This window comes from Burkholderia sp. Bp8994, assembly GCF_003853805.1.
In the GTDB taxonomy this organism is placed as follows: Bacteria; Pseudomonadota; Gammaproteobacteria; order Burkholderiales; family Burkholderiaceae; genus Burkholderia.
Window position 1 is genome coordinate 177,214 of sequence record NZ_QTQH01000007.1, and the last position, 23,398, is coordinate 200,611.

At 67.8% G+C, this 23,398-nt stretch carries 21 protein-coding genes; 10 read left to right on the top strand and 11 right to left on the bottom strand.

What is annotated here, in order from left to right; translation table 11 throughout:
• The first annotated feature begins 154 nt into the window (after positions 1-154).
• Genes glyQ through DIE04_RS09530 form a run of 5 tightly spaced genes read left to right on the top strand, consistent with a single transcriptional unit; the run spans position 155 to position 5,618 of the window.
• Positions 155-1,159: a glycine--tRNA ligase subunit alpha gene (gene glyQ / locus DIE04_RS09510; protein ID WP_080294533.1), complete on the top strand. Its 1,005-nt coding sequence runs from the start codon at positions 155-157 to the stop codon at positions 1,157-1,159.
• Positions 1,160-1,181: 22 nt separating this feature from the next.
• The gene (gene glyS, locus DIE04_RS09515; protein ID WP_124521056.1) at positions 1,182-3,281 is read left to right on the top strand and encodes a glycine--tRNA ligase subunit beta; all 2,100 of its coding nucleotides are present in this window, start codon (positions 1,182-1,184) and stop codon (positions 3,279-3,281) included.
• 10 nt (positions 3,282-3,291) lie between these two features.
• Positions 3,292-3,855 carry a D-glycero-beta-D-manno-heptose 1,7-bisphosphate 7-phosphatase gene (gmhB, locus tag DIE04_RS09520; protein WP_124488623.1) on the top strand — a complete coding sequence of 188 codons (564 nt, stop codon included), beginning with the start codon at positions 3,292-3,294 and terminating at the stop codon, positions 3,853-3,855.
• Between the two features lie 43 nt (positions 3,856-3,898).
• A complete protein-coding gene (locus DIE04_RS09525; protein ID WP_044846811.1) occupies positions 3,899-4,663 on the top strand; it encodes a 1-acyl-sn-glycerol-3-phosphate acyltransferase in 765 nt (254 codons plus the stop codon).
• 46 nt (positions 4,664-4,709) lie between these two features.
• Positions 4,710-5,618, top strand: a complete 909-nt coding sequence (locus tag DIE04_RS09530; protein WP_124488622.1) for a M48 family metallopeptidase — start codon at positions 4,710-4,712, stop codon at positions 5,616-5,618.
• Between the two features lie 100 nt (positions 5,619-5,718).
• Here DIE04_RS09530 and gloA read toward each other — a convergent pair whose 3' ends face one another.
• Positions 5,719-6,108 carry a lactoylglutathione lyase gene (gloA, locus tag DIE04_RS09535; RefSeq protein ID WP_044846812.1) on the bottom strand — a complete coding sequence of 130 codons (390 nt, stop codon included), beginning with the start codon at positions 6,106-6,108 and terminating at the stop codon, positions 5,719-5,721.
• Between the two features lie 384 nt (positions 6,109-6,492).
• Here gloA and DIE04_RS09540 point away from each other — a divergent pair, with 384 nt between their 5' ends.
• Positions 6,493-7,428, top strand: a complete 936-nt coding sequence (locus DIE04_RS09540) for a DMT family transporter (RefSeq protein WP_124521055.1) — start codon at positions 6,493-6,495, stop codon at positions 7,426-7,428.
• A gap of 116 nt (positions 7,429-7,544) precedes the next feature.
• Here the strand turns inward: DIE04_RS09540 and rsmA are convergent, their stop codons facing one another.
• Genes rsmA through DIE04_RS09560 form a run of 4 tightly spaced genes read right to left on the bottom strand, consistent with a single transcriptional unit; the run spans position 7,545 to position 13,196 of the window.
• Positions 7,545-8,375: a 16S rRNA (adenine(1518)-N(6)/adenine(1519)-N(6))-dimethyltransferase RsmA gene (gene rsmA / locus DIE04_RS09545; protein ID WP_124521054.1), complete on the bottom strand. Its 831-nt coding sequence runs from the start codon at positions 8,373-8,375 to the stop codon at positions 7,545-7,547.
• 49 nt (positions 8,376-8,424) lie between these two features.
• Positions 8,425-9,414 (bottom strand): 4-hydroxythreonine-4-phosphate dehydrogenase PdxA, encoded by a 990-nt coding sequence (gene pdxA / locus DIE04_RS09550; RefSeq protein ID WP_124521053.1) that lies wholly within the window; start codon positions 9,412-9,414, stop codon positions 8,425-8,427.
• Positions 9,415-9,425: 11 nt separating this feature from the next.
• Entirely contained in the window at positions 9,426-10,784 is a 1,359-nt protein-coding gene (locus tag DIE04_RS09555) for a peptidylprolyl isomerase (RefSeq protein ID WP_124488618.1), read from the bottom strand.
• A gap of 51 nt (positions 10,785-10,835) precedes the next feature.
• A complete protein-coding gene (locus tag DIE04_RS09560; protein WP_124521052.1) occupies positions 10,836-13,196 on the bottom strand; it encodes an LPS-assembly protein LptD in 2,361 nt (786 codons plus the stop codon).
• Positions 13,197-13,419: 223 nt separating this feature from the next.
• On the opposite strand from DIE04_RS09560, the gene DIE04_RS09565 reads away from it, so the two are divergent.
• Together DIE04_RS09565 and murU are read left to right on the top strand one after the other, a co-directional pair.
• Complete coding sequence (locus DIE04_RS09565; protein ID WP_124521051.1) at positions 13,420-14,469, top strand: aminoglycoside phosphotransferase family protein; 1,050 nt, start codon at positions 13,420-13,422, stop codon at positions 14,467-14,469.
• Between the two features lie 31 nt (positions 14,470-14,500).
• Positions 14,501-15,223, top strand: a complete 723-nt coding sequence (murU, locus tag DIE04_RS09570) for an N-acetylmuramate alpha-1-phosphate uridylyltransferase MurU (RefSeq protein ID WP_124488615.1) — start codon at positions 14,501-14,503, stop codon at positions 15,221-15,223.
• A 48-nt stretch (positions 15,224-15,271) separates the two neighbouring features.
• Here the strand turns inward: murU and DIE04_RS09575 are convergent, their stop codons facing one another.
• Positions 15,272-17,143, bottom strand: a complete 1,872-nt coding sequence (locus DIE04_RS09575) for an ABC transporter ATP-binding protein/permease (RefSeq protein ID WP_124521050.1) — start codon at positions 17,141-17,143, stop codon at positions 15,272-15,274.
• 175 nt (positions 17,144-17,318) lie between these two features.
• On the opposite strand from DIE04_RS09575, the gene DIE04_RS09585 reads away from it, so the two are divergent.
• On the top strand, positions 17,319-17,714 hold the full coding sequence (locus tag DIE04_RS09585; protein WP_027789162.1) for an acyl-CoA thioesterase: 396 nt from the start codon (positions 17,319-17,321) through the stop codon (positions 17,712-17,714).
• A gap of 40 nt (positions 17,715-17,754) precedes the next feature.
• Here the strand turns inward: DIE04_RS09585 and DIE04_RS09590 are convergent, their stop codons facing one another.
• Positions 17,755-18,237: a nitrate reductase associated protein gene (locus DIE04_RS09590; protein ID WP_044846821.1), complete on the bottom strand. Its 483-nt coding sequence runs from the start codon at positions 18,235-18,237 to the stop codon at positions 17,755-17,757.
• A gap of 114 nt (positions 18,238-18,351) precedes the next feature.
• Between DIE04_RS09590 and fdhD the strand changes: the two genes are divergently transcribed.
• On the top strand, positions 18,352-19,182 hold the full coding sequence (gene fdhD, locus DIE04_RS09595) for a formate dehydrogenase accessory sulfurtransferase FdhD (protein ID WP_124521049.1): 831 nt from the start codon (positions 18,352-18,354) through the stop codon (positions 19,180-19,182).
• On the opposite strand, the gene DIE04_RS09600 is transcribed toward fdhD, so the two are convergent.
• From DIE04_RS09600 to cyoB, 4 genes are all read right to left on the bottom strand, one after another.
• On the bottom strand, positions 19,167-20,342 hold the full coding sequence (locus DIE04_RS09600) for a fatty acid desaturase (RefSeq protein WP_124521103.1): 1,176 nt from the start codon (positions 20,340-20,342) through the stop codon (positions 19,167-19,169). The genes fdhD and DIE04_RS09600 overlap by 16 nt on opposite strands.
• 96 nt (positions 20,343-20,438) lie before the next feature.
• Positions 20,439-20,771, bottom strand: coding sequence for a cytochrome o ubiquinol oxidase subunit IV (cyoD, locus tag DIE04_RS09605; protein ID WP_124521048.1), 333 nt, complete (start codon positions 20,769-20,771; stop codon positions 20,439-20,441).
• Complete coding sequence (cyoC, locus tag DIE04_RS09610; protein WP_124521047.1) at positions 20,772-21,383, bottom strand: cytochrome o ubiquinol oxidase subunit III; 612 nt, start codon at positions 21,381-21,383, stop codon at positions 20,772-20,774.
• Positions 21,383-23,395 carry a cytochrome o ubiquinol oxidase subunit I gene (gene cyoB, locus DIE04_RS09615; RefSeq protein ID WP_124488610.1) on the bottom strand — a complete coding sequence of 671 codons (2,013 nt, stop codon included), beginning with the start codon at positions 23,393-23,395 and terminating at the stop codon, positions 21,383-21,385. Before cyoB ends, cyoC begins: the two co-directional genes overlap by 1 nt.
• Positions 23,396-23,398 lie beyond the last annotated feature (3 nt).

The window sequence follows — 23,398 nt, forward strand, 5'->3', positions numbered from 1 at the left end:
CCCCTTCGTCCGCGTTCCGGCCGCATCCGGCCGCCGATCCGGTAAAATTGCACGTTTCAGCACACTAACAAGCCGCGCCGCCGCGCGAGCCGACCCTCCGGGCCCCGCCCGGAGCGCCGCCCGCAACGGAGCGCCAGCGCCACGAAGGCTCTTCATGCTTACGTTTCAGCAAATCATCCTGACGCTGCAGTCCTACTGGGACAAGCAGGGTTGCGCCCTGCTCCAGCCCATCGACATGGAAGTCGGCGCGGGCACGTCGCACGTCCACACGTTCCTGCGCGCGGTCGGCCCGGAGCCATGGCGCGCCGCCTACGTGCAGCCGTCGCGCCGCCCGAAGGACGGCCGCTACGGCGAGAACCCGAACCGCCTGCAGCATTACTACCAGTACCAGGTCGTGCTCAAGCCGGCGCCGGAAAACATCCTCGATCTCTACCTCGGCTCGCTGGAAGCGCTCGGCTTCGACCTGAAGCAGAACGACGTGCGCTTCGTGGAAGACGACTGGGAGAACCCGACGCTCGGCGCGTGGGGCCTCGGCTGGGAAGTGTGGCTGAACGGCATGGAAGTCACGCAGTTCACGTATTTCCAGCAGGTCGGCGGCCTCGACTGCAAGCCGGTGCTCGGCGAGATCACGTACGGCCTCGAGCGCCTCGCGATGTACCTGCAGAAGGTCGAGAACGTGTACGACCTCGTGTGGACCGAATGGGAAGAGCAAGGCCCGAACGGCCCCGAGCTGCGCCGCCTGTCGTACGGCGACGTCTACCACCAGAACGAGGTCGAGCAGTCGACCTACAACTTCGAGCACGCGAACGTCGACCTGCTGTTCACGTTCTTCAACAGCTACGAAGCGGAAGCGAAGAAGATGATCGACGCGCAGCTCGCGCTGCCCGCGTACGAGCTCGTGCTGAAGGCCGGCCACACGTTCAACCTGCTCGACGCGCGCGGCGCGATCTCGGTCACGGAACGCGCGGCGTACATCGGCCGCATCCGCGCGCTGTCGCGTCTCGTCGCGCAGGCTTACTACGACTCGCGCGAGAAGCTCGGCTTCCCGATGCTCGGCAACCCGCCGGGCGTGCCGGGCCTCACCACCGACGCCCAGGACGCCGCCCAGCCGGCATGGGCGCCGCCGCTCAAGGTCGAACGCAAGATCGATCAGGACTGACGAGACGAGATTCAATCCACACATGACGCACAATCATCCCGCCCCCCTGCTCGTCGAACTGCTGACCGAAGAGCTGCCGCCGAAGGCCCTCGCACGCCTCGGCGACGCATTCGCCGAAGGCCTCGCGCAACGCCTCGCGGCGCGCGACCTCATCGAAGGCGAACTCGTGTTCGAACGCTACGCCACGCCGCGCCGCCTCGCGGTCGTCGTGCAGAACGTGCGCGCCGTCGCGCCTGAAAAGCAGGTCCGCGAAAAGGTCCTGCCGGTGTCCGTCGCGCTCGACGCGGAAGGCCGGCCGACCGCCCCGCTCGCGAAGAAGCTCGCGGCGCTCGGCCATCCGAACCTGTCGATCGCCGATCTCGAGCGCGCGCAGGACGGCAAGGCCGAAGCGTTCTTCGTCAACTACTCGGCGGCCGGCGCGACACTCGCCGACGGGCTGCAGGCCGCGCTCGACGAAACGCTCGAGAAGCTGCCGATCCCGAAGGTCATGACCTACCAGCGCCCGGACGGCTCCGACGTGAAGTTCGTGCGTCCGGTGCACCGCCTGACCGTGCTGCACGACGACCGCATCGTGCCCGTCACCGCGTTCGGCGTCGATGCCGGCGACACCACGCTCGGCCACCGCTTCCTGTCCGACGGCCTCGTCGCGATCCAGCATGCGCGCGCGTATGCCGACACGCTGCGCGACAAGGGCCGCGTGATCGCGCACTTCGCCGATCGCCGCGAAACGATCCGCACGCAGCTGAACGAGCACGCGAACGGCGACACGGTCGTGATGCCCGAGTCGCTGCTCGACGAAGTGACGTCGCTGGTCGAATGGCCGGTCGTCTATCCGTGCCGCTTCGAGGACGAATTCCTGCAGGTTCCGCAGGAATGCCTGATCCTCACGATGCAGACGAACCAGAAGTACTTCGCGCTCACCGACGTCGCCGGCAAGCTGCGCTCGCGCTTCCTGATCGTGTCGAACATCGAGACGAAGACGCCGGGCGAGATCATCGAAGGCAACGAGCGCGTCGTGCGCCCGCGCCTCGCCGACGCGAAGTTCTTCTTCGAGCAGGACAAGAAGAAGCCGCTCGCGGACCGCGTGCCGCTGCTCGCGAACGTCGTCTATCACAACAAGCTCGGCTCGGCGCTCGCACGCGTCGAGCGCCTCGAGGCGCTCGCCGGCGAGATCGCGCCCGCGATCGGTGCCGACGCCGCGCACGCGAAGCGCGCCGCGCGCCTCGCGAAGGCCGACCTGCTGACCGACATGGTCGGCGAGTTCCCGGAACTGCAGGGCACGATGGGCACGTACTACGCGCGCCACGACGGTGAGCCCGACGACGTCGCGCTCGCCTGCGCCGAGCATTACCAGCCGCGCTTCTCCGGCGACGCGCTGCCGACCACGCCGGTGTCCACCGCCGTCGCGCTGGCCGACAAGCTCGAGACGATCGTCGGCATCTGGGGCATCGGCCTCGCGCCGACCGGCGAGAAGGATCCGTTCGCGCTGCGCCGTCACGCGCTCGGCGTGCTGCGCCTGCTGCTCGAGAAACAGCTGCCGCTCGATCTCGTGTCGCTGCTGCGCACGGCCCATGCGCGCTTCGAAGGCGTGCCGGGCGTCGCCGAATCGACCGACGCGATCTTCGCGTTCTTCATCGACCGCCTGCGCGGCCTGTTGCGCGAGCGCGGCTACACGGCCGGCGAAGTCGACGCGGTGCTGAGCCTGAACCCGACGCGTGTCGACGATCTCGTCGCGCGCCTCGACGCGGTGCGCGAATTCACGCGCCTCGCGGAAGCCGAAGCGCTCGCGGCCGCGAACAAGCGGATCTCGAACATCCTGAAGAAGTCGGAAGGCGGCGCGAACGGCACGGTGCAGCCGACGCTGCTCGTCGAGGCCGCCGAGAAGGCGCTGCACGAGCAGCTCGCAGCCGTGACGCCGCACGTGCAGTCGCAGCTCGAGGCGCGTGCGTACACGGGCGCGCTGTCGGCGCTCGCCGCGCTGCGCGCGCCGGTCGACACGTTCTTCAACGACGTGATGGTCAACGCCGAGGATCCCGCGCTGCGCGCGAACCGTCTCGCGCTGCTGTCGGCGCTGCATCAGCAGATGAACTGCGTCGCCGACATCTCGAAGCTCGCCGCGTAAAGGCCGAACGATGCCGACCAGCCCCAACCGCAAGCTCGTCGTCCTCGATCGGGACGGCGTGATCAACGTCGATTCGGACGCGTTCATCAAGACGCCCGACGAGTGGATCGCGCTGCCCGGCAGCCTCGAGGCGATCGCACGACTCAACCACGCCGGCTATCGCGTGGTCGTCGCGACCAACCAGTCCGGCATCGGTCGCGGGCTGTTCGACATGGCCACGCTCAACGCGATGCATCTGAAGATGCATCGCGCGGCGGCCGCGGTCGGCGCGCGCATCGACGCGGTGTTCTTCTGCCCGCATACGTCGGAAGACCACTGCGACTGCCGCAAGCCGAAACCCGGCATGATGCAGATGATCGCCGAGCGCTTCGAGATCGATCCCGGTCACACGCCGGCCGTCGGCGATTCGCTGCGCGACCTGCAGGCCGGCGTCGCGGTCGGCTTCCGGCCGCACCTCGTGCTGACCGGCAAGGGCAAGAAGACGCTCGCCGCGGGCAACCTGCCGGACGGCACGCAGGTCCATGACGACCTGCGCGCGTTCGCACTCGACTTCCTTTCACACGAACACGAGTGATGCGGCCGCCGCGCGCATCCTCCCTACTGTCAGACCCACGCCGATGCGCTTCGTCCGCTCCCTGCTGCTGCTGATCTATTTCATCCTGTACACGGTGCCGTACGCCACCGCGTGCTTCATCGCCTTTCCGTTCATGCGCCCCGACGCGCGCTACTGGATGGCGGCCGGCTGGTGCAAGTCGACGCTGTGGGTCGTGCGCTGGCTGAACGGCATCCGCTACCGGATCGAAGGCTACGAGAACCTGCCCGACGGCCCGGCCGTGCTGCTGTCGAAGCACCAGTCCGCGTGGGAGACGCTCGCGTTTCCGGCGCTGATGCCGAAGCCGCTCTGCTACGTGTTCAAGCGCGAGCTGCTGTACGTGCCGTTCTTCGGCTGGGCGCTCGGGCTGCTGCACATGGTCAACATCAACCGCAAGGAAGGCAAGAATGCCTTCGTGTCGGTGATCCGCCAGGGCAAGAAGCGCCTGTCGGAAGGCGCGTGGATGATCATGTTCCCGGAAGGCACGCGCACGCCGGTCGGCAAGCAGGGCAAGTACAAGACGGGCGGCGCGCGCTTCGCGATCGAAACCGGCGCGCCGGTCGTGCCGATCGCGCACAATGCAGGTCGGGTGTGGCCGCGCAATTCGTTCACGAAGTTCCCGGGCGTCGTCACCGTGTCGATCGGCAAGCCGATTCCGGTCGAAGGCAAGACGCCCGACGTATTGAACTCGCAGGTCGAAGCATGGATCGAAGCGGAAATGCGCCGCATCGATCCCGATGCGTATCGCCAGCCGGGCAATGCCGGCACGCGCGATGCCGCACGCGTCTGAATCACCCGGATTGCAGCCGTTGCGTACGACGAAACGAAGCGAACTGATGAAAAAGCGTCCGCGGCCACGGCCTGCCATCGTGGCACTCGATCATCGCCAGATGGACCTGCCGCTCTTCGACGGGCCGGCAGCATCGCCGCCACCGTCGGCGCCCGCCGCGCTGCCGTCGCCGCCTGAAGCGGCTGCAGCGCCCGCAGTCCCCGCGGCGCCGCTCGATCCGGGTCCCGCACCCGATCGCTCCCGCGTCCGCACGTTCGCACTCGACAGCCGCGTGCTCGAATATCGGTTGAAGCGCTCCGCGCGCCGCACGATCGGCTTCACGATCGACGGCAGCGGGCTGTCGATCACTGCGCCGCGCTGGGTCACGCTCGCCGACATCGAAGCGGCGATCGCCGAGAAGCAGCGCTGGATCTTCGCGAAGCTCGCGGAGTGGAAAACCCGCACCGAGCAGCGCGCGCTGCCGCAGATCGACTGGCGCGACGGCGCGCAACTCCCTTATCTCGGCAAGACGATCACGATCGCGCTCGGCGCGGGCGCCGTCGCATTCGACGCCGATGCGCAACGGCTGTCGCTGCCGCTGCCCGTGCAAGCCGACATGCAGCAGATCAAGGATCGCGTGCAGGGCTGGCTGCAGGGCGAAGCGAAGCGGATCTTCGGCGAACGCCTGGCGGTCTACGCGGAACGGCTCGGCGTCACGTATTCGATGTATGCGCTGTCGTCGGCGGCGACGCGCTGGGGCAGCTGCTCGAGCGACGGCAAGATCCGGCTGAACTGGCGGCTGATCCACTTCCCGATGTCGATCGTCGACTACGTCGTCGCGCACGAGCTGTCGCACCTGCGCGAGATGAACCACAGTCCGGCCTTCTGGCAGACCGTCGAATCGATCTTCCCGGAATTCCGCGAAGCGCGGCACACGCTCAAGCATCACCCGCCCGAACTGCTGCCGGCGCTTTGACGCGATCGGCCGCACCAAAATACAAACGGGCGATGCGGATTCCTCCACATCGCCCGTTTTTCCTGCCCGCGACGCACATCGTGCGCCGCGCGCCCGGCGCTCAGTGCGCCTTCTTCTGAATGAACTCGATCTTGTAGCCGTCCGGATCCTCGACGAACGCGATCACGGTCGTGCCGTGCTTCATCGGGCCGGCTTCGCGGGTCACCTTGCCGCCTTGCGCCTTGATCTTGTCGCAGGCCGCGTAGGCATCGTCGACTTCCACCGCCAGATGGCCGAAGCCGTTGCCGAGATCGTAGGACGGCGTATCCCAGTTGTGGGTCAGCTCGAGCACGGTGCCCGCGCTTTCCGCTTCGTAGCCGACGAACGCGAGCGTGAACTTGCCTTCCGGATAATCCTCGCGACGCAGCAGCTTCATGCCGAGCAATTCGGTGTAGAACTTGATCGAGCGGTCGAGATCGCCGACTCGCAGCATCGTATGCAGCAAACGCATGTGTTGTACTCCTGTGGGGACTTTCCAGAAGCGGAAATTCTACCGGAGTCGGGTCAATCCCGCCGCCGGCGCCCCGTGCGCCACCGGCCGATACCCAAGCATCCGCACGGCGAGCGCGAAGCCCGTGCGGCGGTGGAGATCACCGCGCCCGACGGCCCCGGCAAGTCCATCGATCGGGTAACATCCTCCCACTTCGCACCAAAAACGGGCATGCCGCCCGCAGCCAGAACGCGACCACCGCCTCATTCCAGCCACACAGCCTGCCGTGAGAAATCGCCGATTCGCGCGCGCCGGACGCGCCGTCCGTCCGCCGCTGACCATGTCCTTGCCCAAGTCTCTGCTCATGCCCCAGCCTGCTTCCCGCCGCATCGGCGAGGTCCGCCGATGACCGCGCTCGCCGGCACGCCCGTGCGACGCGCGCTCGACATGCGCGCGGTCGGCGTGATGCTGCTGCTGTGCGCGATCTGGGGCCTCCAGCAGGTCGCGATCAAGAGCACCAACGCGGCGATCCCGCCGATGTTCCAGGCCGGGCTGCGCTCGGTGATCGCCGCGCTCCTGCTGTGGGGCTGGGCACGCTCGCGCGGCACGCCGCTGTTCCGCGCGGACGGCACGCTCGGCGCGGGCATCGCGGCCGGTGCGCTGTTCGCCGGCGAGTTCATCTGCGTGTTCTTCGGGCTCACGCTGACGAGCGCGTCGCACATGGCGATCTTCCTGTACACGGCACCGTGCTTCACGGCGCTCGGCCTGCACCTGTTCGCGCCGGGCGAACGGCTGCAGCGCGTCCAGTGGGCCGGCGTCGGCCTCGCGTTCGCCGGCATCGCGCTCGCGTTCGCGGACGGCTTCCTGACGCCGCGCGCGCCCGGCGCATCGGTGCTGGCCGGGCTCGCCGGCGACGCGCTCGGGATCCTCGGCGGCGCGATGTGGGCCGCGACGACGGTCGTCGTGCGTTCGACGTCGCTCGCGCGCGCCAGCGCGAGCAAGACGCTGTTCTACCAGCTCGCGGTGTCGGCCGTCGTGCTGATCGCGCTCGCCGCGCTGCTCGGCCAGACGTCGTTCGCGCGGGTCACGCCGATCGCGCTCGCGAGCCTCGCGTACCAGTCGGTGATCGTCGCGTTCGTCAGCTACCTGTCGTGGTTCTGGCTGCTGACGCGCTACAGCGCGTCGCGGCTATCGGTGTTCACGTTCCTGTCGCCGCTGTTCGGCGTCGCGTTCGGCGTGCTGCTGCTCGGCGAATCGGTCGGCTGGCGCTTCATGTCGGCGGCCGCGCTGGTGCTGACCGGGATCGCGCTCGTCAACGCGCCGCCGCGCCGGCGCGCGTAGCGCGATGCGGACGCGGTCCGGCAGCGACGAACGCCGTGCGAAAAAAAAGCTGCCCGCTCAGGGCAGCCTCGTCGATCGCGCTCGGGGCAGGCGCCAGGTGCGACGCCCGCGTGCCGCTACTCCGCGGCCTTGCGCGCCGCTGCAAGCGCCTGCGCGACGCCGACATATTCGGCCACGCTGACATCCTCCGCGCGTCGCGCGAGATCGAAGCCGAGCGCGTCGAAATCGATCGTCTCGCGGTAGTCGCCGAGCGTATTGCGCAGCATCTTGCGGCGCTGCGAGAACGCGGCGGTGACGACTTCGCCGAGCAGCACGGGATCGACGTCCGGCAGTTCGTGCGGCTCGTACGGAATCATCCGGACGATCGCCGAATCGACCTTCGGCGGCGGCTGGAACGATTCCGGCGGCACGTCGAGCATCTTCTCCATCACATAGCGGTACTGCAGCATCACCGACAGTCGCGAGAACGCCTTCGTGCCCGGCTCCGCGACCATCCGTTCGACGACTTCGTTCTGCAGCATGAAATGCTGATCGATGACCGCGTCGGCGAACGTCATCAGGTGAAACAGCAGCGGGCTGGAAATGTTGTACGGCAGGTTGCCGACGATCCGCAGCGACGGCTTGTCGCCGGGTGCCGCGAGCGAGCGGAAGTCGAACGCGAGCGCGTCGCCCGGGTGCAGCTCCAGCAGCGCGCCGAAGCGCTGCTGCAGGCGCCCGATCAGGTCGCGGTCGAGCTCGACCGCATGCAGCGGCGACTCGGGCGTCGCGAGACGCGCGATCAGCGGCTCGGTCAGCGCGCCGAGGCCGGGGCCGATCTCGACCATCCGCTGGCCGCGCGCGGGGCCGATCGTCGCGACGATCGAGTCGATCACGCCGTGATCGACGAGGAAGTTCTGCCCGAAGCGCTTGCGCGCGAAGTGGCCTTGGTGCTGTCTGCTGTTCGACATCGACTGAGAAAAACGAAAAATACGACGAATGAGGTCAGGCTCGTGCGTGTCAGGCCGCGCGGCGATGGCGCGCCATCGTGACGGCCGTGTCGAGCGCGGCGACCATGCTGCCCGGATCCGCGCGGCCCGTGCCGGCCAGATCCAGCGCCGTGCCGTGATCGACCGACGTGCGGATGATCGGCAGCCCGAGCGTGACGTTGATGCCCTCGCCGAAGGTCGCATACTTCAGCACGGGCAAGCCCTGATCGTGGAACATCGCGAGCACGCAATCGGCGCCCTCGAGATGGCGCGGCTGGAACAGCGTGTCGGCCGGATACGGGCCGCGCGCGTCGATGCCCTGCGCTTGCGCGCGTGCGAGCGCCGGCGAGATCACGTCGATCTCCTCGCGCCCGAGATAGCCGTTCTCGCCCGCGTGCGGGTTCAGCCCCGTCACGAGGATGCGCGGCGCCGCAAGACCGAAGTCGCGCCGCAGGTCGCGATCGACGATCGCCAGCGTCTCGACGAGCCCGTCGATCGTCAGCGCGGCCGACACGTCCTTCAGCGGCAGGTGCGTGGTCGCGAGCGCGACGCGCAGCGGCCGCTCGCCCGTGCCTGCCAGCATCATCACGACGCGCGGCGTGTGCGTGCGTTCCGCAAGGTATTCGGTATGGCCGGTAAACGGCACGCCGGCATCGTTGATCGTGCTCTTCTGCAGCGGTGCGGTGACGATCGCGTCGAACCGGCCCGCCACCGCGCCGTCGATCGCGGCATCGAGCAGCCCGAGCACGTAGCGGCCGTTGGCCGCGTCGAGCTTGCCCGCCTGCGCGGGCACGGCGAGCGGATGATGCTCGACCGACACCGGCCCACCGCCGGCGAGCACCGCCCGGTCGGCACCGACGGCCGCCGCGCGTGCGTCGAGCAGCGCGGCATCGCCGAGCACGGTGAAATGCGCACCGGGCCAGCGCCGCGCGGCATCCTGCAACGCCTGCACGGTCAGCTCCGGGCCGACACCCGCGGGTTCGCCGGTCGTGATCGCGATCTGCAGCGCGGATGCCGTCATGCGAAGCTCGCTCAGTTCGCCGGGCCGACGCCGCCGATCTTGTACTGCACGTACGACGAATCGCGCAGTTCACGCAGCCAGTCGGCGTACGCCTGCTCGGCCTTGCGCTGGCCGATCGCCTGGCGCGCGATATCCATCTGCTGCTGCACCGAGCCTTCCGCCTCGCGGCGCTCGACCACCTGGATCAGGTGGTAGCCGTACTCGGTGCGAATCGGCTGGCTGATCTGGCCGGCCTGCAGGTTGTTCATCGCGCGCTCGAATTCCGGCACGGTCTCGCCCGGGCTGATCCAGCCGAGATCGCCGCCCTGCGACGCCGAACCGTCCTGCGAGTAGGTGCGCGCGAACTTCTCGAAATCGCCGCCGGCCTCGACCTGCTTGCGGATGTCCTGCAGTTGCTGGCGTGCCTGGCCTTCCGACTTGCCTTCGCCGACGCGCAACAGGATGTGGCGCACGTGCGTCTGGACGATCTTCGGTGCCGCGGCGGTCGCGCCCTGGCTCTGGCGGCGGTCGACGAGACGCACGATCTCGAAGCCGTCCGGCACGCGGATCAGCGTCGGATTGACCTGGCCGGGGCGGAGCTTCGACGCGGCTTCGACGACGTCGGCCGGCAGCGCGGACGGCGCCTTGAAGCCGAGGTCGCCGCCCTTCTTCGCGTCGTTCGCTTCCGAGTTGTTCTTCGCGAGCTTCTCGAAATCGGCGCCCGACGTGGCCTGCTGCAGCAGCGCGTCGGCCTTCTTCTGCGCGGCTTCGATGTCGGCTTGCGGCGCGTTGGTCGGCGCCTTGATGAAGATGTGCTGGAAGCGCAGGTCCTGCTGCTGCGATGCGCTCGGCCCGCGCTGGCTCGCGATGTAGTTCGCGACCTCGGCATCCGACACGGTGATCTTGCCGTCGACCTCGCGCTCGCGCAGCTTCGACAGCATCAGCTCGGTGCGGGCGTCGCTCGTGAACACGCTCCAGGGCACGCCTTGCGCGACGATGCGCGCGCGGTACTGCTCGAGCGTCATCCCGTTCGCCTGCGCGAGGCGCTGCAGCGTGGACTGCACGGTGGCATCGTCGATGCGGATCCCGTCGTCCTTGGCCTTCTGCACCTGGATGCGTTCGAGCACCATCTGGTTCAGCACCTGCGCGCGCAGCTGGTCGGCCGGCGGCACGGGCGCGTTCTGCTGCTGCAGCCGGCGCGAGATCAGGCCGACGCGCTGGTCGAGTTCGCGACCCGTGATCACGTCGTTGTTGACGACCGCGACGACTTCGTCGGCAAGCTGCGCGCCATGCGAACCAAGCGCCTGCGCCGCGGCCGGCGCAGCGGCGAGCAGCGCGGCGGCGGCGGCGAGGCTGGACACGACTGCCGCGAAACGAAGGGTTTTCTTCATTGCCACTGATACTCCATTGAAATCGTGCTGACCGGTGCAGACAAGCCGGCGTTACTCGTAGTTGCTGAAGCGGGACATCGGCGGCGGCGCGGACGGCAGCGGCGTATAGCCCGGCACCCCGGCGCGGAATGCGGCCACGAGACCGTTGTCGACGCTCGACAGCCCCTTCAACGTCAGCTGCATCATGAAGCGCGTCGACGAATTCTGCTGCCCCGACGTGTTCACGCCGTTCGCGTACCGCTGGACCCCGACTCCGAGCGCCCAGCAATCCGCGTCGTATTGTAAGCCGAGCAGACCGTCGACGACCCGGTCGGCGGCCAGGTCGTAGTTGAAGCGGCCGATCGCATACAGGCGGCGCGTGAGCGGCCACTGCGCGGACACCAGGAACTGGTTGATCGGCTGGTTGTCGAGCGTCGTGTTCGCACGCGTGTAGCGGTAGCCGACGTTGATCACGCGGCGCTCGCCCGGGCTGAAACCGAAACCGATGCTCGACTTCACGAGCTGGTTGTTGTTCTGGTTGTACTGGAACGCCGTCTCCGACATGAAGCCTGAGCCGAGTTTCAGCGCGGCGCCGACGATCAGGTCGGAGTGGCGCGCCAGCACGGCGCTCTGGCCGGAGTTCAGCGTCACGCGCTGGTCGGCGAAATAGTACTGCTGCGCGACCACGAAGCGCGCGCGCTCGTCACCGGTGCGCGGATCGATGAAGCGCGACGTCAGGCCGGCCGTGATCCGGTTCGCATCGGCGATCCGGTCGTTGCCGACGAACGTGTTCGGCTGGTAGATCTCCGCGAGGCCGAAGTCCGATTCCGCGGTGTCGAACAGCGGCGCGTTCGACTGGTCGCGATACGGCGTGTACACGTAGTACAGGCGCGGCTCGAGGGTCTGGATGAAGTCCTGGCCGAACAGGCGCACCGAGCGGTCGAAGATCAGGCCCGAGTCGAAGCTCACGGTCGGGATCGACTCGGTGAAGTGCTTCGGGCTGTTCGGCGTGCTCGACGACAGGTGGTTCAGGTCGTACGACGCGAAGTGGTACTGGACCTTCGGCACGGCGAAGTAGCCGGGGCCGTACACACCGTACGCGATATACGGGTTGAAGACGATCCGGTCGCCTTCGGTCATGTCGGCGGTCGTGATGCGGAACCGCGAATAGTCGGCTTCCGCGCCGAAGTCGAAGCCGCCGACGTTGTACTTCGTGTACTTCACGTTCAACTGCGGCTCGCGGCTGTACGGCGCGATCGACGGCGGCAGCGTCTGCCAGTGCTGGTAGCGCGCGAGCACCGACCACGGGCCGTTGTTGTACGTGAGGCCGGCTTCCTGCTGGTACAGCGTCTGCGTCCCGTTGATGAACTGGTTCATCGACCCAAGGTCTTCGGGATACGTGTTGTCCGAGACCTTGTTGTAGTAGACGTAGCCGCCGAAACCGCCGCCGAAGTTCTGCTGGTGCTGCCAGTAGATCGCGTAGCGGTTGCGGTGCGCGAGCCGGTCATCCGGCAGGTAATTGGCCGTAAACGTGCCCGAATACGACGGCGACAGGTAGCGGAACGTCGCTTCGGTCTGCACGCCGCGCCGCGAGATGATGCGCGGCGTGATCGTCAGGTCGCGGTTCGGCGCGATGTTGAAGTAGTACGGCAGCGACAGCTCGAACCCGTTGTTCGAGTTCATCGAGAACGTCGGCGGCAAGAGGCCGCTGCGCCGCTCGCCCGACAGCGGGAACGTCATCCACGGGCTCGCGAAGATCGGCACGCCCTGGAAGAACAGCACGCCGTTGCGCGCGGTGCCTTCGTCGGCGCCGGTATCGAAGTCGAAGCGGCTGCCCTTGATGTACCACGCGGGGTTCGTCGCGCACTGGCACGCGGTGTAGGTGCCGTTGACGAACACCGAGCGCTCGCTGTCGAGCAGGTCGACGCGCTCCGCGCTGCCGGAGCCGCCCGTCACGTTGAAGTGGTACTTCGGCGCCGTCATGAAGCCCTGGTTCGCCTCGACCTTCAGATGCGCCTCGGGGCCCGCGAACGACGTGCCGCCGTTGACCACCTTGACCTGGCCGTACGCGTCGGCCATGTCGGTATCCTGATCGTAGTGGAGCGCGTCGGCCTTCACGACCGCGTCGCCGCGGCGCAGCTCGGCCGAGCCCTTCGCGGCGAGGTCCTGATCGGCCGTGCCGCTCGTATGGTCGGCAATCACGAAGGTGGCCGGCTTCGCGCCGTCCTTCAGCGGATGATCCTCGAGCTGCGGGGCGAGACGCAGGTCCCACGGCGAGTCGAGCGGCTGCGGCTGCGCGGCCGCGCCCGACAGCTGCGCGTGCGACACGGCCGGCACGAGGCCGGGCACGGCCAGGAGCGCGAGCGCGAGCCGCCGTTTGCGCGGCGCCCCGTCACCGGGGAAGACATTCGGGAATAGCGGTTTGGGCGGCATCTATCGTTTGGCGAATCGCCCCTTGTCAACCGCAGCTGCACGGCACATTCGCGCGCGGCGGGCCGCACCGTCGCACCGCGACTGCGGCTGAGCGCAAACCGGGGAGGCGATCGGGCGGACGGCGCGACAGGCGGCGGGCCTGCACGGCGGAAGCTGACGCGGGGCGCGTCAAAAAAGTCGTGGGGTATTATATGGCAAGACGTTCCCCCCTCCGCCGAGTTTCATGACGCCCCCATCCGCCGCATCCCAGCCCGACGCCCGCCTCGAAGCCCTGACCGCGTGGCTGCGCCCGCTCGCCGAGCGCTTCGCCCTCGACCTGACGACCCTCGCGCCCGCGTCGTCGGACGCCAGTTTCCGCCGCTATTTCCGTGTCGCGTCGGCCACGAGCCCCGGCGGCACGCTGGTCGCGGTCGACGCGCCGCCGCCCGAGAAGTGCCGCGAATTCGTCCAGGTCGCGCAGCTGCTCGCCGCGGCCGGCAACCACGTGCCGGACGTGCTGGCCCACGATTTCGACGCCGGCTTCATGCTCGTGACCGACCTCGGCCGCACGTCGTACATCTCGGTGCTCGATCCGGCCGACCCGGTCGCCGCCCGCCCGCTGATGCGCGATGCGCTCGACGCGCTGATCCGCTTCCAGCTGAGCTCGAAGCCGGACGTGCTGCCGCCGTTCGACGAGGCGTTCCTGCGCCGCGAGATGGAGCTGCTGCCCGAGTGGTTCGTCGGCCGCCATCTCGGCAAGCCGGTCACCGACGCGATGCGCGGCACGCTCGACCGTACCTTCGCGCTGCTGGTCGCGAGCGCCCATGCGCAGCCGCAGGGCTTCATGCTGCGCGATTTCATGCCGCGCAACCTGATGGTGTGCGCGCCGAACCCGGGCGTGCTCGACTTCCAGGACGCCGTGTACGGGCCGCTGACGTACGACGTCGTGTCGCTGTTGCGCGACGCGTTCATCAGCTGGGACGAGGAGTTCGAGCTCGACTGCTTCGCGTACTACTGGGAAAAGGCGAAGAAGGCCGGCCTGCCGGTCGATCCGGACTTCGGCGAGTTCTACCGCCAGCTCGAATGGATGGGGCTGCAGCGCCACATCAAGATCCTGGGGCTGTTCGCGCGCATCAACTACCGCGACGGCAAGCCGCACTACCTGAACGACCTGCCGCGCTTCCTGAATTACGCGCGCAAGGTCGCGCTGCGCTACCGCCCGCTCGTGCCGTTCGCGAAGCTGCTCGACGAACTCGAGGGTAAGGGCGCGGCCGACGTCGGCTATACGTTCTGACCGCCCTCACCGTCCTTCCCCTCAGCCGAACATGAGCACTACCCTGACCACGGCGATGATCTTCGCCGCCGGCCGCGGCGACCGGATGCGCCCGCTGACCGATACCCGCCCGAAACCGCTGCTCGAAGCCGGCGGCAAGCCGCTGATCGTCTGGCAGATCGAGGCGCTCGCGCGTGCGGGCATCGAGACGATCGTGATCAACCACGCGTGGCTCGGCGAACAGCTCGAGGCAACGCTCGGCGACGGTTCGCGCTGGGGCGTGCGGCTCGCGTACTCGGCCGAAGGCGACGCGCTGGAAACCGCCGGCGGGATCGCGCAGGCGCTGCCGCTCATCGAGCGCGATGGCCGGCCGACGGTGTTCGCGGCGGTCGCGGGCGACGTGTACTGCGCGTTCGACTACCGGACGCTCGCGCCGCGCGCCGCGCAGATGGCCGCGCTCGATGCGCCCGCGATGCATCTCGTGATGGTGCCGAACCCGCCGTTCCATCCGGACGGCGATTTCGTGCTCCGCGACGACGGCCGGCTGGCGCTCGCCGGCGCGCCGCGCGTCACGTTCGGCAGCATCGGCGTGTACGACACGCGGATGTTCCGCGACATCGTGCCCGGCACGCACCGGCCGCTCACGCCCTACTTCAAGGCGACCATCGAGGCCGGCCGCGCGAGCGGCGAATTGTATGAAGGAATCTGGGAGAACGTCGGCACGCCCGCCCAGCTCGGCGAACTCGACGCGCGGCTGCGCGCCGCCGCGGGCTGATCGTTTCGCGGCTGACCGCGCCCGGGCCACCCGGCGCGGCAGCCACGCTCACGCGGCCTCGGCCGCTTCCCCGCCCGCCGCCGCGCGCTGCTGCTGCAGCGCCCACATCTGCGCATACAGCCCGTCCGCGCGCACGAGTTCGTCGTGCGTGCCGCGCTCGACGATCCGCCCGTGGTCCATCACGAGAATCTGCTGCGCGTGCACGACCGTCGACAGCCGGTGCGCGATCACGAGCGTCGTGCGATGCCGCGCGATCTGGTCGAGCTCGTGCTGGATCGCGCGCTCCGAGCGCGAATCGAGCGCCGACGTCGCCTCGTCGAACAGCAGCACCGGCGGATCCTTCAGCAGCGTGCGCGCGATCGCGACGCGCTGCTTCTCGCCGCCCGACAGTTTCAGCCCGCGCTCGCCGACCGGCGTGTCATAGCCCTTCGGCAAGGTCTCGATGAAGTCGTGGATGTGCGCGGCGCGCGCGGCCGCGATCACTTCGTCGCGGCTCGCGGTCGGCCGGCCGTACGCGATGTTGTAGTAGATCGAGTCGTTGAACAGCACGGTGTCCTGCGGCACGATCCCGATCGACGCGCGCAGCGAGTCCTGCGTGACGTCGCGAATGTCCTGGCCGTCGATCCGGATCGCGCCGCCCGCCTGCCGGTCGAGATCGTAGAAGCGGAACAGCAGCCGCGACAGCGTCGACTTGCCGGACCCGCTGTGGCCGACCACCGCGGTCGTCGTGCCCGCGTCGATCGTAAACGTCACGTCGTGCAGGATCTGCCGCGACGCTTCGTACGAGAAGTTCACGTGCTCGAAGCGCACCTGCGCGCCGCCCACCGCAAGCGGCCTCGCGTCGGGCGCATCCGCGACTTCCTTCGCGGCCGACAGCAACCCGAACATCCGGTCCATGTCGGTGAGGCTCTGCTTCAGCTCGCGATACACGACGCCGAGAAAATTCAGCGGAATGTAGAGCTGCAGCATGAACGTGTTGATCAGCACGAGATCGCCGAGCGTCAGCTTGCCGGCCAGCACGCCCTGCGTCGCGCGCCACAGGATGAACACGAGCCCGGTGCCGATGATCGCCTGCTGGCCGAAGTTCAGCACCGACAACGAGTTCTGCGAACGGATCGCGGCCTTGCGGTAACGCTTCAGGTTCTCGTCGTAGCGCTGCGCCTCCCACTCCTCGTTGCCGAAGTACTTCACCGTCTCGTAGTTGATCAGCGAATCGATCGCCCGCGAGTTCGCGCGCGAATCGAGCTCGTTCATCGTGCGGCGAAAGTGCGTGCGCCAGTTGGTGACCTTCACGGTGAACACGATGTACGTGACCAGCGCCGCGAACGTCACGTACGCGTAATACGCCTCGTACTTGACCACGAAGAAGCCGAGCACGAGCCCGACCTCGACGAGCGTCGGCAGGATGCTGTACAGCGAATAGGAAATCAGTTGCTGGATGCCGCGCGTGCCGCGCTCGATGTCGCGCGACATGCCGCCCGTCTGGCGTTCGAGATGGAAGCGCAGCGACAGCCCGTGCAGATGCCGGAACACCTGCAGCGCGAGCTGGCGCACCGCGCTCTCGGTGACCTTCGAGAACAGGATCTCGCGCAGCTCGGTGAACAGCGACGTCGACAGCCGCACGAGCGCATAGGCGATGACCAGCAAACCGACGCCGCCCGCGAGCACGATGCCGGCCGACTGCTCCGCGCGGCCGAGCGCGGTGAGCTGCTGCACGGCGGACAGGTGATCGACGATGCGCTTCATCACGACCGGCACGCCGAGGTTCGCGACCTTCGCGCCGATCAGGCAGCCGAGCGCGAGCGCGACGCGCCATTTGTAGGTAGCGAGGTACGGCAGCAGCGACCGGATGGTCTGCCAGTCGTTGCGGGGCCCGGTCGGAGCCGGCGCGGGCTCGCCGGAAGCGGAATATCGGCGCATGGGGATCAGGATCGGCGGCGGTGCCGCACGCGTGCCGCGGCGGCCGACTCGCCCGCTTTCTCGTACAATTTGCGAACGTTGTATTGTCGCAGAAGCCGCTACGCGCCGCTGCCGGCGCCCTCGCCGGCCGGCCTGCGCGCGGCGGCGCATTTATTACAGGATGAAAGCCTCCGCCATGACCGATTCGACCCTCGAACTCCCGCAAAAGCAGCCCGCGCTGCGCGTCGTCCCGCAACCGCACGACGCGAACGTCCACGGCGACGTGTTCGGCGGCTGGATCATGTCGCAGGTCGACATCGCCGGCTCGATCCCCGCGAGCCAGCGCGCGAACGGCCGCGTCGCGACGGTCGCGGTCAATTCGTTCGTATTCAAGCAGCCGGTGTTCGTCGGCGACCTGCTGAGCTTCTACGCGACCATCATGCGCACCGGCAACACGTCGATCACGGTCGACGTCGAGGTGTACGCGCAGCGCATGCGCCTGATGGGCGAAATCGTGAAGGTCACCGAAGCGACTCTCACCTACGTCGCGACCGGCCCCGACCGCAAGCCGCGTCAGCTGCCGCCGCTGTAACGACGCATGCGCGCCGCGCGGCGGCGCCGCATCCGGCCCGTCAGTGCGTGGCCGTCAGCCCGAACTCCCGCATCGCGGGCACGAAGTCGTGATTGAGCTTCGGCTTGCGCGACAGCTTCACCAGCACGTAGCGCTGGAACGGCGCGAGCCGCTGCCACTGCGCGAGCGCGGGCGCCGGCAGCCCGGCCAGCGCGCTCTGCTGCACGAGCGCGTCCGGCACCGAGTCGGTCGCGCGCCAGCTCGGCTGCTCGTCCGGCTGAAACCACGACGGTTCGAGGTCGGCATGCGTGCGCAGCATTTCGAACAGCGCGTGATCGAAATTGGGCTCGATCGCGGTGTCGTCGTCGGCCGGAAAGCGCGCGAGCAGCTTGCGGTCCTCGAGCGGCAGCAGTTGCCACTGCTCCAGCGAAATCCGCAGACCGAAACGGTCGAGATTGAAACGCACGATCATCGGGATGTACGTGAGGTTTTCCGACGAATCGTGTTCGAAATTGAATAGCAGCGGAGCGTCGCTGAGTCCCATGGTCGTTACCTGAGTGGCGGATGCCGGCGCGGCCGGCCTGCCTGAGGTATTTTAGAACCTCTGCGCGCGAGCGGCGGACCCGATCGCCGCCGCCCCTGCCTCGAATCAACGGGAGTGCTCGTGAATCCGACCGAAACAGAAGAGCCGCGCGGCGCGATCGAGCTGTCCGTGCGCCGCACGCGCGGCGGCGCCGTCGAAACCGCGCACGACTACGTCGGCCAGGAATGGCCGGTCGCGCTGGTCTTCAACGGCATCTCGCACGCGGTGATGATGTGCACGCCGCGCGACCTCGAGGCGTTCGCGGTCGGCTTCGCGATCTCGGAAGGGATCGTCGAGCGCGGCAGCGACATCAAGGACATCGACGTGATCCTGCACGCCGACGCGCGGCTGCCGCACGCGGAGGTGCATCTGGAAGTCGTCCAGCAGGCGTTCGCCGCGCTGAAGGACCGGCGCCGCGCGCTCGCGGGGCGTACCGGCTGCGGCGTGTGCGGGATCGAAAGCATCGACCTGCTCGACCTCGCGCCCGAACGGGTACCCGACACCGGTTTTCTCACGCGCCTCGCGCCCGACGCGCTCGCGCGCGCGGCCCACGGGCTGCCGGCGCACCAGGCGCTCACTCAGCTCACCGGCGGCCTGCACGCGGCCGCGTGGTGCGACGCAACAGGCGCGATCCGGATGGCGTTCGAGGACGTCGGCCGCCACAACGCGCTCGACAAGCTGATCGGCGCGCTCGTGCTGGCGCGCGCCGACGCGACCGACGGCTTCGTGTTCCTGTCGAGCCGCGCGAGCTACGAGCTCGTGCGCAAGTCGGCGCGGGTCGGCATTCCGATGGTCGCGACGATCTCCGCGCCGTCGTCGCTCGCGATCGAGATCGCGAAGGCGGCCGGCCTGCGGCTCGTCAGCTTCTGCCGCGAAACCGGCCACGTCGATTACGGCACCGCCTGAGCGGTCGCAGCGGGCGCGTTGCCCGCGGCTTCGGGAACCGCCCCCTGCCGCGCGCCCGCCGCGGCCGGCGCGCGCACCTCGGGCGCCGCCTCGCTCGTCACGTTTCCGCGATAGTCGGTCCAGAGCTTGCGGTCGGTGTCATAGAGCTTGCAGCGGCGGGCCGTGTCGAAGTACCAGCGCCAGCCGAAGCGCTGCACGACGATCCGCCCGGGCAGCATGTCCTCCAGCTTCGCCTGCGCCGGCTTGAGCCGGTACAGCGGCACGCTCATGTCGACGTGATGCGCCGTGTGCTCCATGATGTGGTGCAGCAGGCCGCCGATACCGAACGGAAACGTCAGGTGCAGCGTGGTCGACACGAACGGTGCGGCATTGGACCATTCGGCACGGTTCGCGTGCCATGCGATGCGCGGGTCGGTATGGTGGACATACACGACGAAGCCGATCATCGAGCACCAGAACAGGAACGGCACGAGCACGCCGGTCGCGAGCAGCAGCGCGACGGATTGCTGCGTCTCGATCGCCACCCCGACGACGGCGGCGATCCACACGGCCGCGAAGCCCGTCACCAGCAGGCAGTCGCGCCGGAATACCGGCCGCGACGCACCGATATAGCCCCGGGTCGGGAAATACATCCGCAGCCACCAGATCTCGACGAGATAGTAGAGGCCCGGCGCCCATCCGCTCCGGTAGATGCGATCCAGCCACCGCCGCGCCGGCGACAGCGCGGCGAATTCCGCCGGCGTATGCGGCGCCCACACGAAATCGAAGCCCTTCAGGTTCGTATAGCCGTGATGCACGACGTTGTGCCCGACTTCCCACAGGCTGTAAGGCGTCAGCGACGGCAGGAAGGCGATGCGGCCGAGCCAGCGGTTCAGCCGGCGGTCGGGCGTCAGGCTCTGATGGCACGCATCGTGCCCGATGATGAACAGTCGCCCGGTGATGAACCCGGCGGCCATCCCGCAGGCGATCTTGCCGACCGTCGACGGAATCAGCAGCGCGCCGGCGAACGCCGCGAACAGCAACAGGTAGTCGAGCACGAGCAGCAGGATCGGGCGCACGATCTCGCGCGTGGCGAACGGCACGAGCCATGCGCGGATGACCTTGCGGTGCGGGATCGGCTCGTCGGCGCGAACCGGTGTCTGGGAATCGTTGTTGACCATGATGCAGAAAGGCATGCGATTCGCACGCCCGAAAGAAAAGGAGCCGTGCGGCACGCACGGCGCAGCGGGGACGGGACGAACCGCGCCCCGGGCCGGTTATCGCGACATCATGTTCATGCTGACGTTGTGCATCACCCACAGCGTCCCGACGATCAGGATCAGCGCGGTCAGCACCGTATAGCTGAACGCCATCACGTTCCAGCGCTGGCTGGACGACGCGTTCATGTGCAGGAAGCAGACGAGATGCACGACGATCTGCACGAATGCGAGCCCCGCGAGCGCGATGATCGCCGCCTTCGGCGCCAGCATGCCGCCCATCACGAGGCCGAACGACGCGGCCGTCAGCAGCATCGACAGCACGAAACCGACGAGGTAGCCGCCGGCCGTGCCGTGCGCGTCATCGTGGTGGATGAGTTCCGAATGGGCCATTTAGAGCACGCTCGCGAGATAGACGAAGGAGAACACGCAGATCCAGACGATGTCGAGGAAGTGCCAGAAGAGGCTCAGGCAGGTGAGGCGCCGGAAGTCGCGCTCCGTCATGCCGGGGCCGCGGGCGATCTGCACGACGAGCACGACCATCCACAACAGGCCGACCGCCACGTGCAGCCCGTGCGTGCCGACGAGCGCGAAGAACGCCGACAGGAATGCGCTGCGCTGCGGGCCCGCGCCCTGGGCGATCAGGTGCGAGAACTCGCGCAGTTCCATCGCGAGGAACGCGGCGCCCAGCACGAATGTCACCGCGAGCCACACGAACACCGCGCCGCGCCGGCGCCGCTGTGCGCCGAGCATCGCGAACCCGTACGTGATGCTCGACAGCAGCAGCGCCGCCGTCTCGAGCGCGACGCCCGGAATGTCGAACAGGTCCTTCGCGGTCGGACCGCCCGCGAACTGGTTGCCGAGTACCGCGAACGTCGCGAACAGCGACGCGAAGATCACGCAGTCGGTCATCAGGTACAGCCAGAAGCCGAACACCGAATGCGACGGCGGATGGTGGTGCGCGGCCGGATGACGGGCGGCGCCCGCGAGAGATTGATACGACATCAGTTCGTCTCCAGTTCGACTTCCGGCGCCGGCGTGCCGATCCGCACACCCGCGCGTTGTTCCTCGATCTTGCGGACGGTATCCGCCGGAATGTAATAGCCGTCGTTGTCCTGTGCGCTGTACAGCACCACCGTCGCGACGATGCCGACGAGCGCGGCGATCGCGAGCCACCAGATGTGCCAGACGAGCGCGAAGCCGAGCAGCAGGCTGAAGATGCCGACGAAGAAGCCCGCGCTCGTGTTCGACGGCATGTGGATGTCTTCGTACCTGACGTTCTTGCCGAGGCCGAGCCCGAGGCCCTTCGCCTTGCGATAAGCCAGTTCGTCGAGTTCGTGCACGTTCGGGAGCACCGCGAAGTTGTAGACGGCGGGCGGCGACGACGTCGCCCACTCGAGCGTGCGGCCGTTCCACGGGTCGCCCGTCGCGTCGCGATACTGCGGCTGGTTGCGATTGCGCCAGCCGACCCACACCGATGCGACCTGGCACAGTACGCCGATCGCGATCAGCGCGACGCCGAACGCGGCGGCGACCAGCCACGGATGCCAAGCCGGGTTGTCGTAGTGGTTCAGGCGGCGCGTCATGCCCATGAAGCCGAGCACGTACAGCGGCACGAACGACGCGTAGAAGCCGAGGAACCAGCACCAGAACGCGCGCTTGCCGAACTTCTCGTCGAGCCGGAAGCCGAACACCTTCGGGAACCAGTAGTGAACGCCCGCGAAGTAGCCGAACACGACGCCGCCGATGATCGCGTTGTGGAAGTGCGCGATCAGGAACAGGCTGTTGTGCAGCACGAAATCCGCGCCCGGAATCGCCATCATCACGCCGGTCATCCCGCCGAGCGTGAACGTGACCATGAAACCGATCGTCCACAGCACCGGCGCCGTGAATTCGATGCGGCCGCGATACATCGTGAACAGCCAGTTGAAGATCTTCACGCCGGTCGGGATCGCGATGACCATCGTCATGATCCCGAAAAACGCGTTGACGTCGGCCCCCGAGCCCATCGTGAAGAAGTGATGCAGCCACACGAGGAACGCGAGCACCATGATCACGCACGATGCATAGACCATCGTCCGGTAGCCGAACAGCGGCTTCTTCGCGAACGTCGCAATGACTTCCGAATAGATGCCGAACGCGGGCAGCACGAGGATGTATACCTCCGGATGCCCCCACGCCCAGATCAGGTTCAGGTACAGCATCGCGTTGCCGCCGGCTTCGTTGGTGAAGAAATGCATGTCGAGGTAGCGATCGAGGCCGAGCAGCGCGAGCGCGACGGTCAGGATCGGGAACGTCGCCATGATCAGCACGTTCGAGCAGAGCGCGGTCCACGTGAACACCGGCATCTTCATCAGCGTCATGCCCGGCGCGCGCATCTTGATGATCGTCACGAAGAAGTTGATCGACGTGATCAGCGTCCCGACGCCCGAGATCTGCAGCGCCCACAGGTAGTAGTCGACCCCGACGCCCGGGCTGAACTGCAGTTCCGACAGCGGCGGATACGCGAGCCAGCCCGTCTGCGCGAATTCGCCGATCACGAGCGAAACGTTCATCAGGATCGCGGCGACCGCCGTCATCCAGAAGGAGAGCGAGTTCAGGAACGGGAACGCGACGTCGCGCGCGCCGATCTGCAGCGGCACGATCAGGTTGAAGAACGCGACCAGCAGCGCCATCGCCATGAAGAAGATCATGATCACGCCGTGCGCGGTGAAGACCTGGTCATAGTGATGCGGCGGCAGGTAGCCGGGGCCGTTGTACGCGAGCGCGAGCTGCAGGCGCATCATCACGGCGTCCGCGAAGCCGCGCAGCAGCATCAGCACCGCGACGACCAGGTACATCACGCCGATCTTCTTGTGATCGACGGACGTCAGCCATTCGCTCCACAGCCATTTCCACCGGCCCGCGACCGTCAGCGCGGCGACGATGCCCAGCACGACGAGCCCCATGAAGGCGCTCGCCCCCATGATGATGGGCTGATCGAACGGGATCGCCGAAAGAGTCAGTTTTCCGAACATGCG

Bases quoted from the DNA above. Each gene is read 5' to 3' on its own strand.
- glyQ (WP_080294533.1), top strand. From the start codon at position 155: ATGCTTACGTTTCAGCAAATCATCCTGACGCTGCAGTCCTACTGGGAC.
- glyS (WP_124521056.1), top strand. From the start codon at position 1,182: ATGACGCACAATCATCCCGCCCCCCTGCTCGTCGAACTGCTGACCGAA.
- gmhB (WP_124488623.1), top strand. From the start codon at position 3,292: ATGCCGACCAGCCCCAACCGCAAGCTCGTCGTCCTCGATCGGGACGGC.
- DIE04_RS09525 (WP_044846811.1), top strand. From the start codon at position 3,899: ATGCGCTTCGTCCGCTCCCTGCTGCTGCTGATCTATTTCATCCTGTAC.
- DIE04_RS09530 (WP_124488622.1), top strand. From the start codon at position 4,710: ATGAAAAAGCGTCCGCGGCCACGGCCTGCCATCGTGGCACTCGATCAT.
- gloA (WP_044846812.1), bottom strand. From the start codon at position 6,108: ATGCGTTTGCTGCATACGATGCTGCGAGTCGGCGATCTCGACCGCTCG.
- DIE04_RS09540 (WP_124521055.1), top strand. From the start codon at position 6,493: ATGACCGCGCTCGCCGGCACGCCCGTGCGACGCGCGCTCGACATGCGC.
- rsmA (WP_124521054.1), bottom strand. From the start codon at position 8,375: ATGTCGAACAGCAGACAGCACCAAGGCCACTTCGCGCGCAAGCGCTTC.
- pdxA (WP_124521053.1), bottom strand. From the start codon at position 9,414: ATGACGGCATCCGCGCTGCAGATCGCGATCACGACCGGCGAACCCGCG.
- DIE04_RS09555 (WP_124488618.1), bottom strand. From the start codon at position 10,784: ATGAAGAAAACCCTTCGTTTCGCGGCAGTCGTGTCCAGCCTCGCCGCC.
- DIE04_RS09560 (WP_124521052.1), bottom strand. From the start codon at position 13,196: ATGCCGCCCAAACCGCTATTCCCGAATGTCTTCCCCGGTGACGGGGCG.
- DIE04_RS09565 (WP_124521051.1), top strand. From the start codon at position 13,420: ATGACGCCCCCATCCGCCGCATCCCAGCCCGACGCCCGCCTCGAAGCC.
- murU (WP_124488615.1), top strand. From the start codon at position 14,501: ATGAGCACTACCCTGACCACGGCGATGATCTTCGCCGCCGGCCGCGGC.
- DIE04_RS09575 (WP_124521050.1), bottom strand. From the start codon at position 17,143: ATGCGCCGATATTCCGCTTCCGGCGAGCCCGCGCCGGCTCCGACCGGG.
- DIE04_RS09585 (WP_027789162.1), top strand. From the start codon at position 17,319: ATGACCGATTCGACCCTCGAACTCCCGCAAAAGCAGCCCGCGCTGCGC.
- DIE04_RS09590 (WP_044846821.1), bottom strand. From the start codon at position 18,237: ATGGGACTCAGCGACGCTCCGCTGCTATTCAATTTCGAACACGATTCG.
- DIE04_RS09600 (WP_124521103.1), bottom strand. From the start codon at position 20,342: ATGGTCAACAACGATTCCCAGACACCGGTTCGCGCCGACGAGCCGATC.
- cyoD (WP_124521048.1), bottom strand. From the start codon at position 20,771: ATGGCCCATTCGGAACTCATCCACCACGATGACGCGCACGGCACGGCC.
- cyoC (WP_124521047.1), bottom strand. From the start codon at position 21,383: ATGTCGTATCAATCTCTCGCGGGCGCCGCCCGTCATCCGGCCGCGCAC.
- cyoB (WP_124488610.1), bottom strand. From the start codon at position 23,395: ATGTTCGGAAAACTGACTCTTTCGGCGATCCCGTTCGATCAGCCCATC.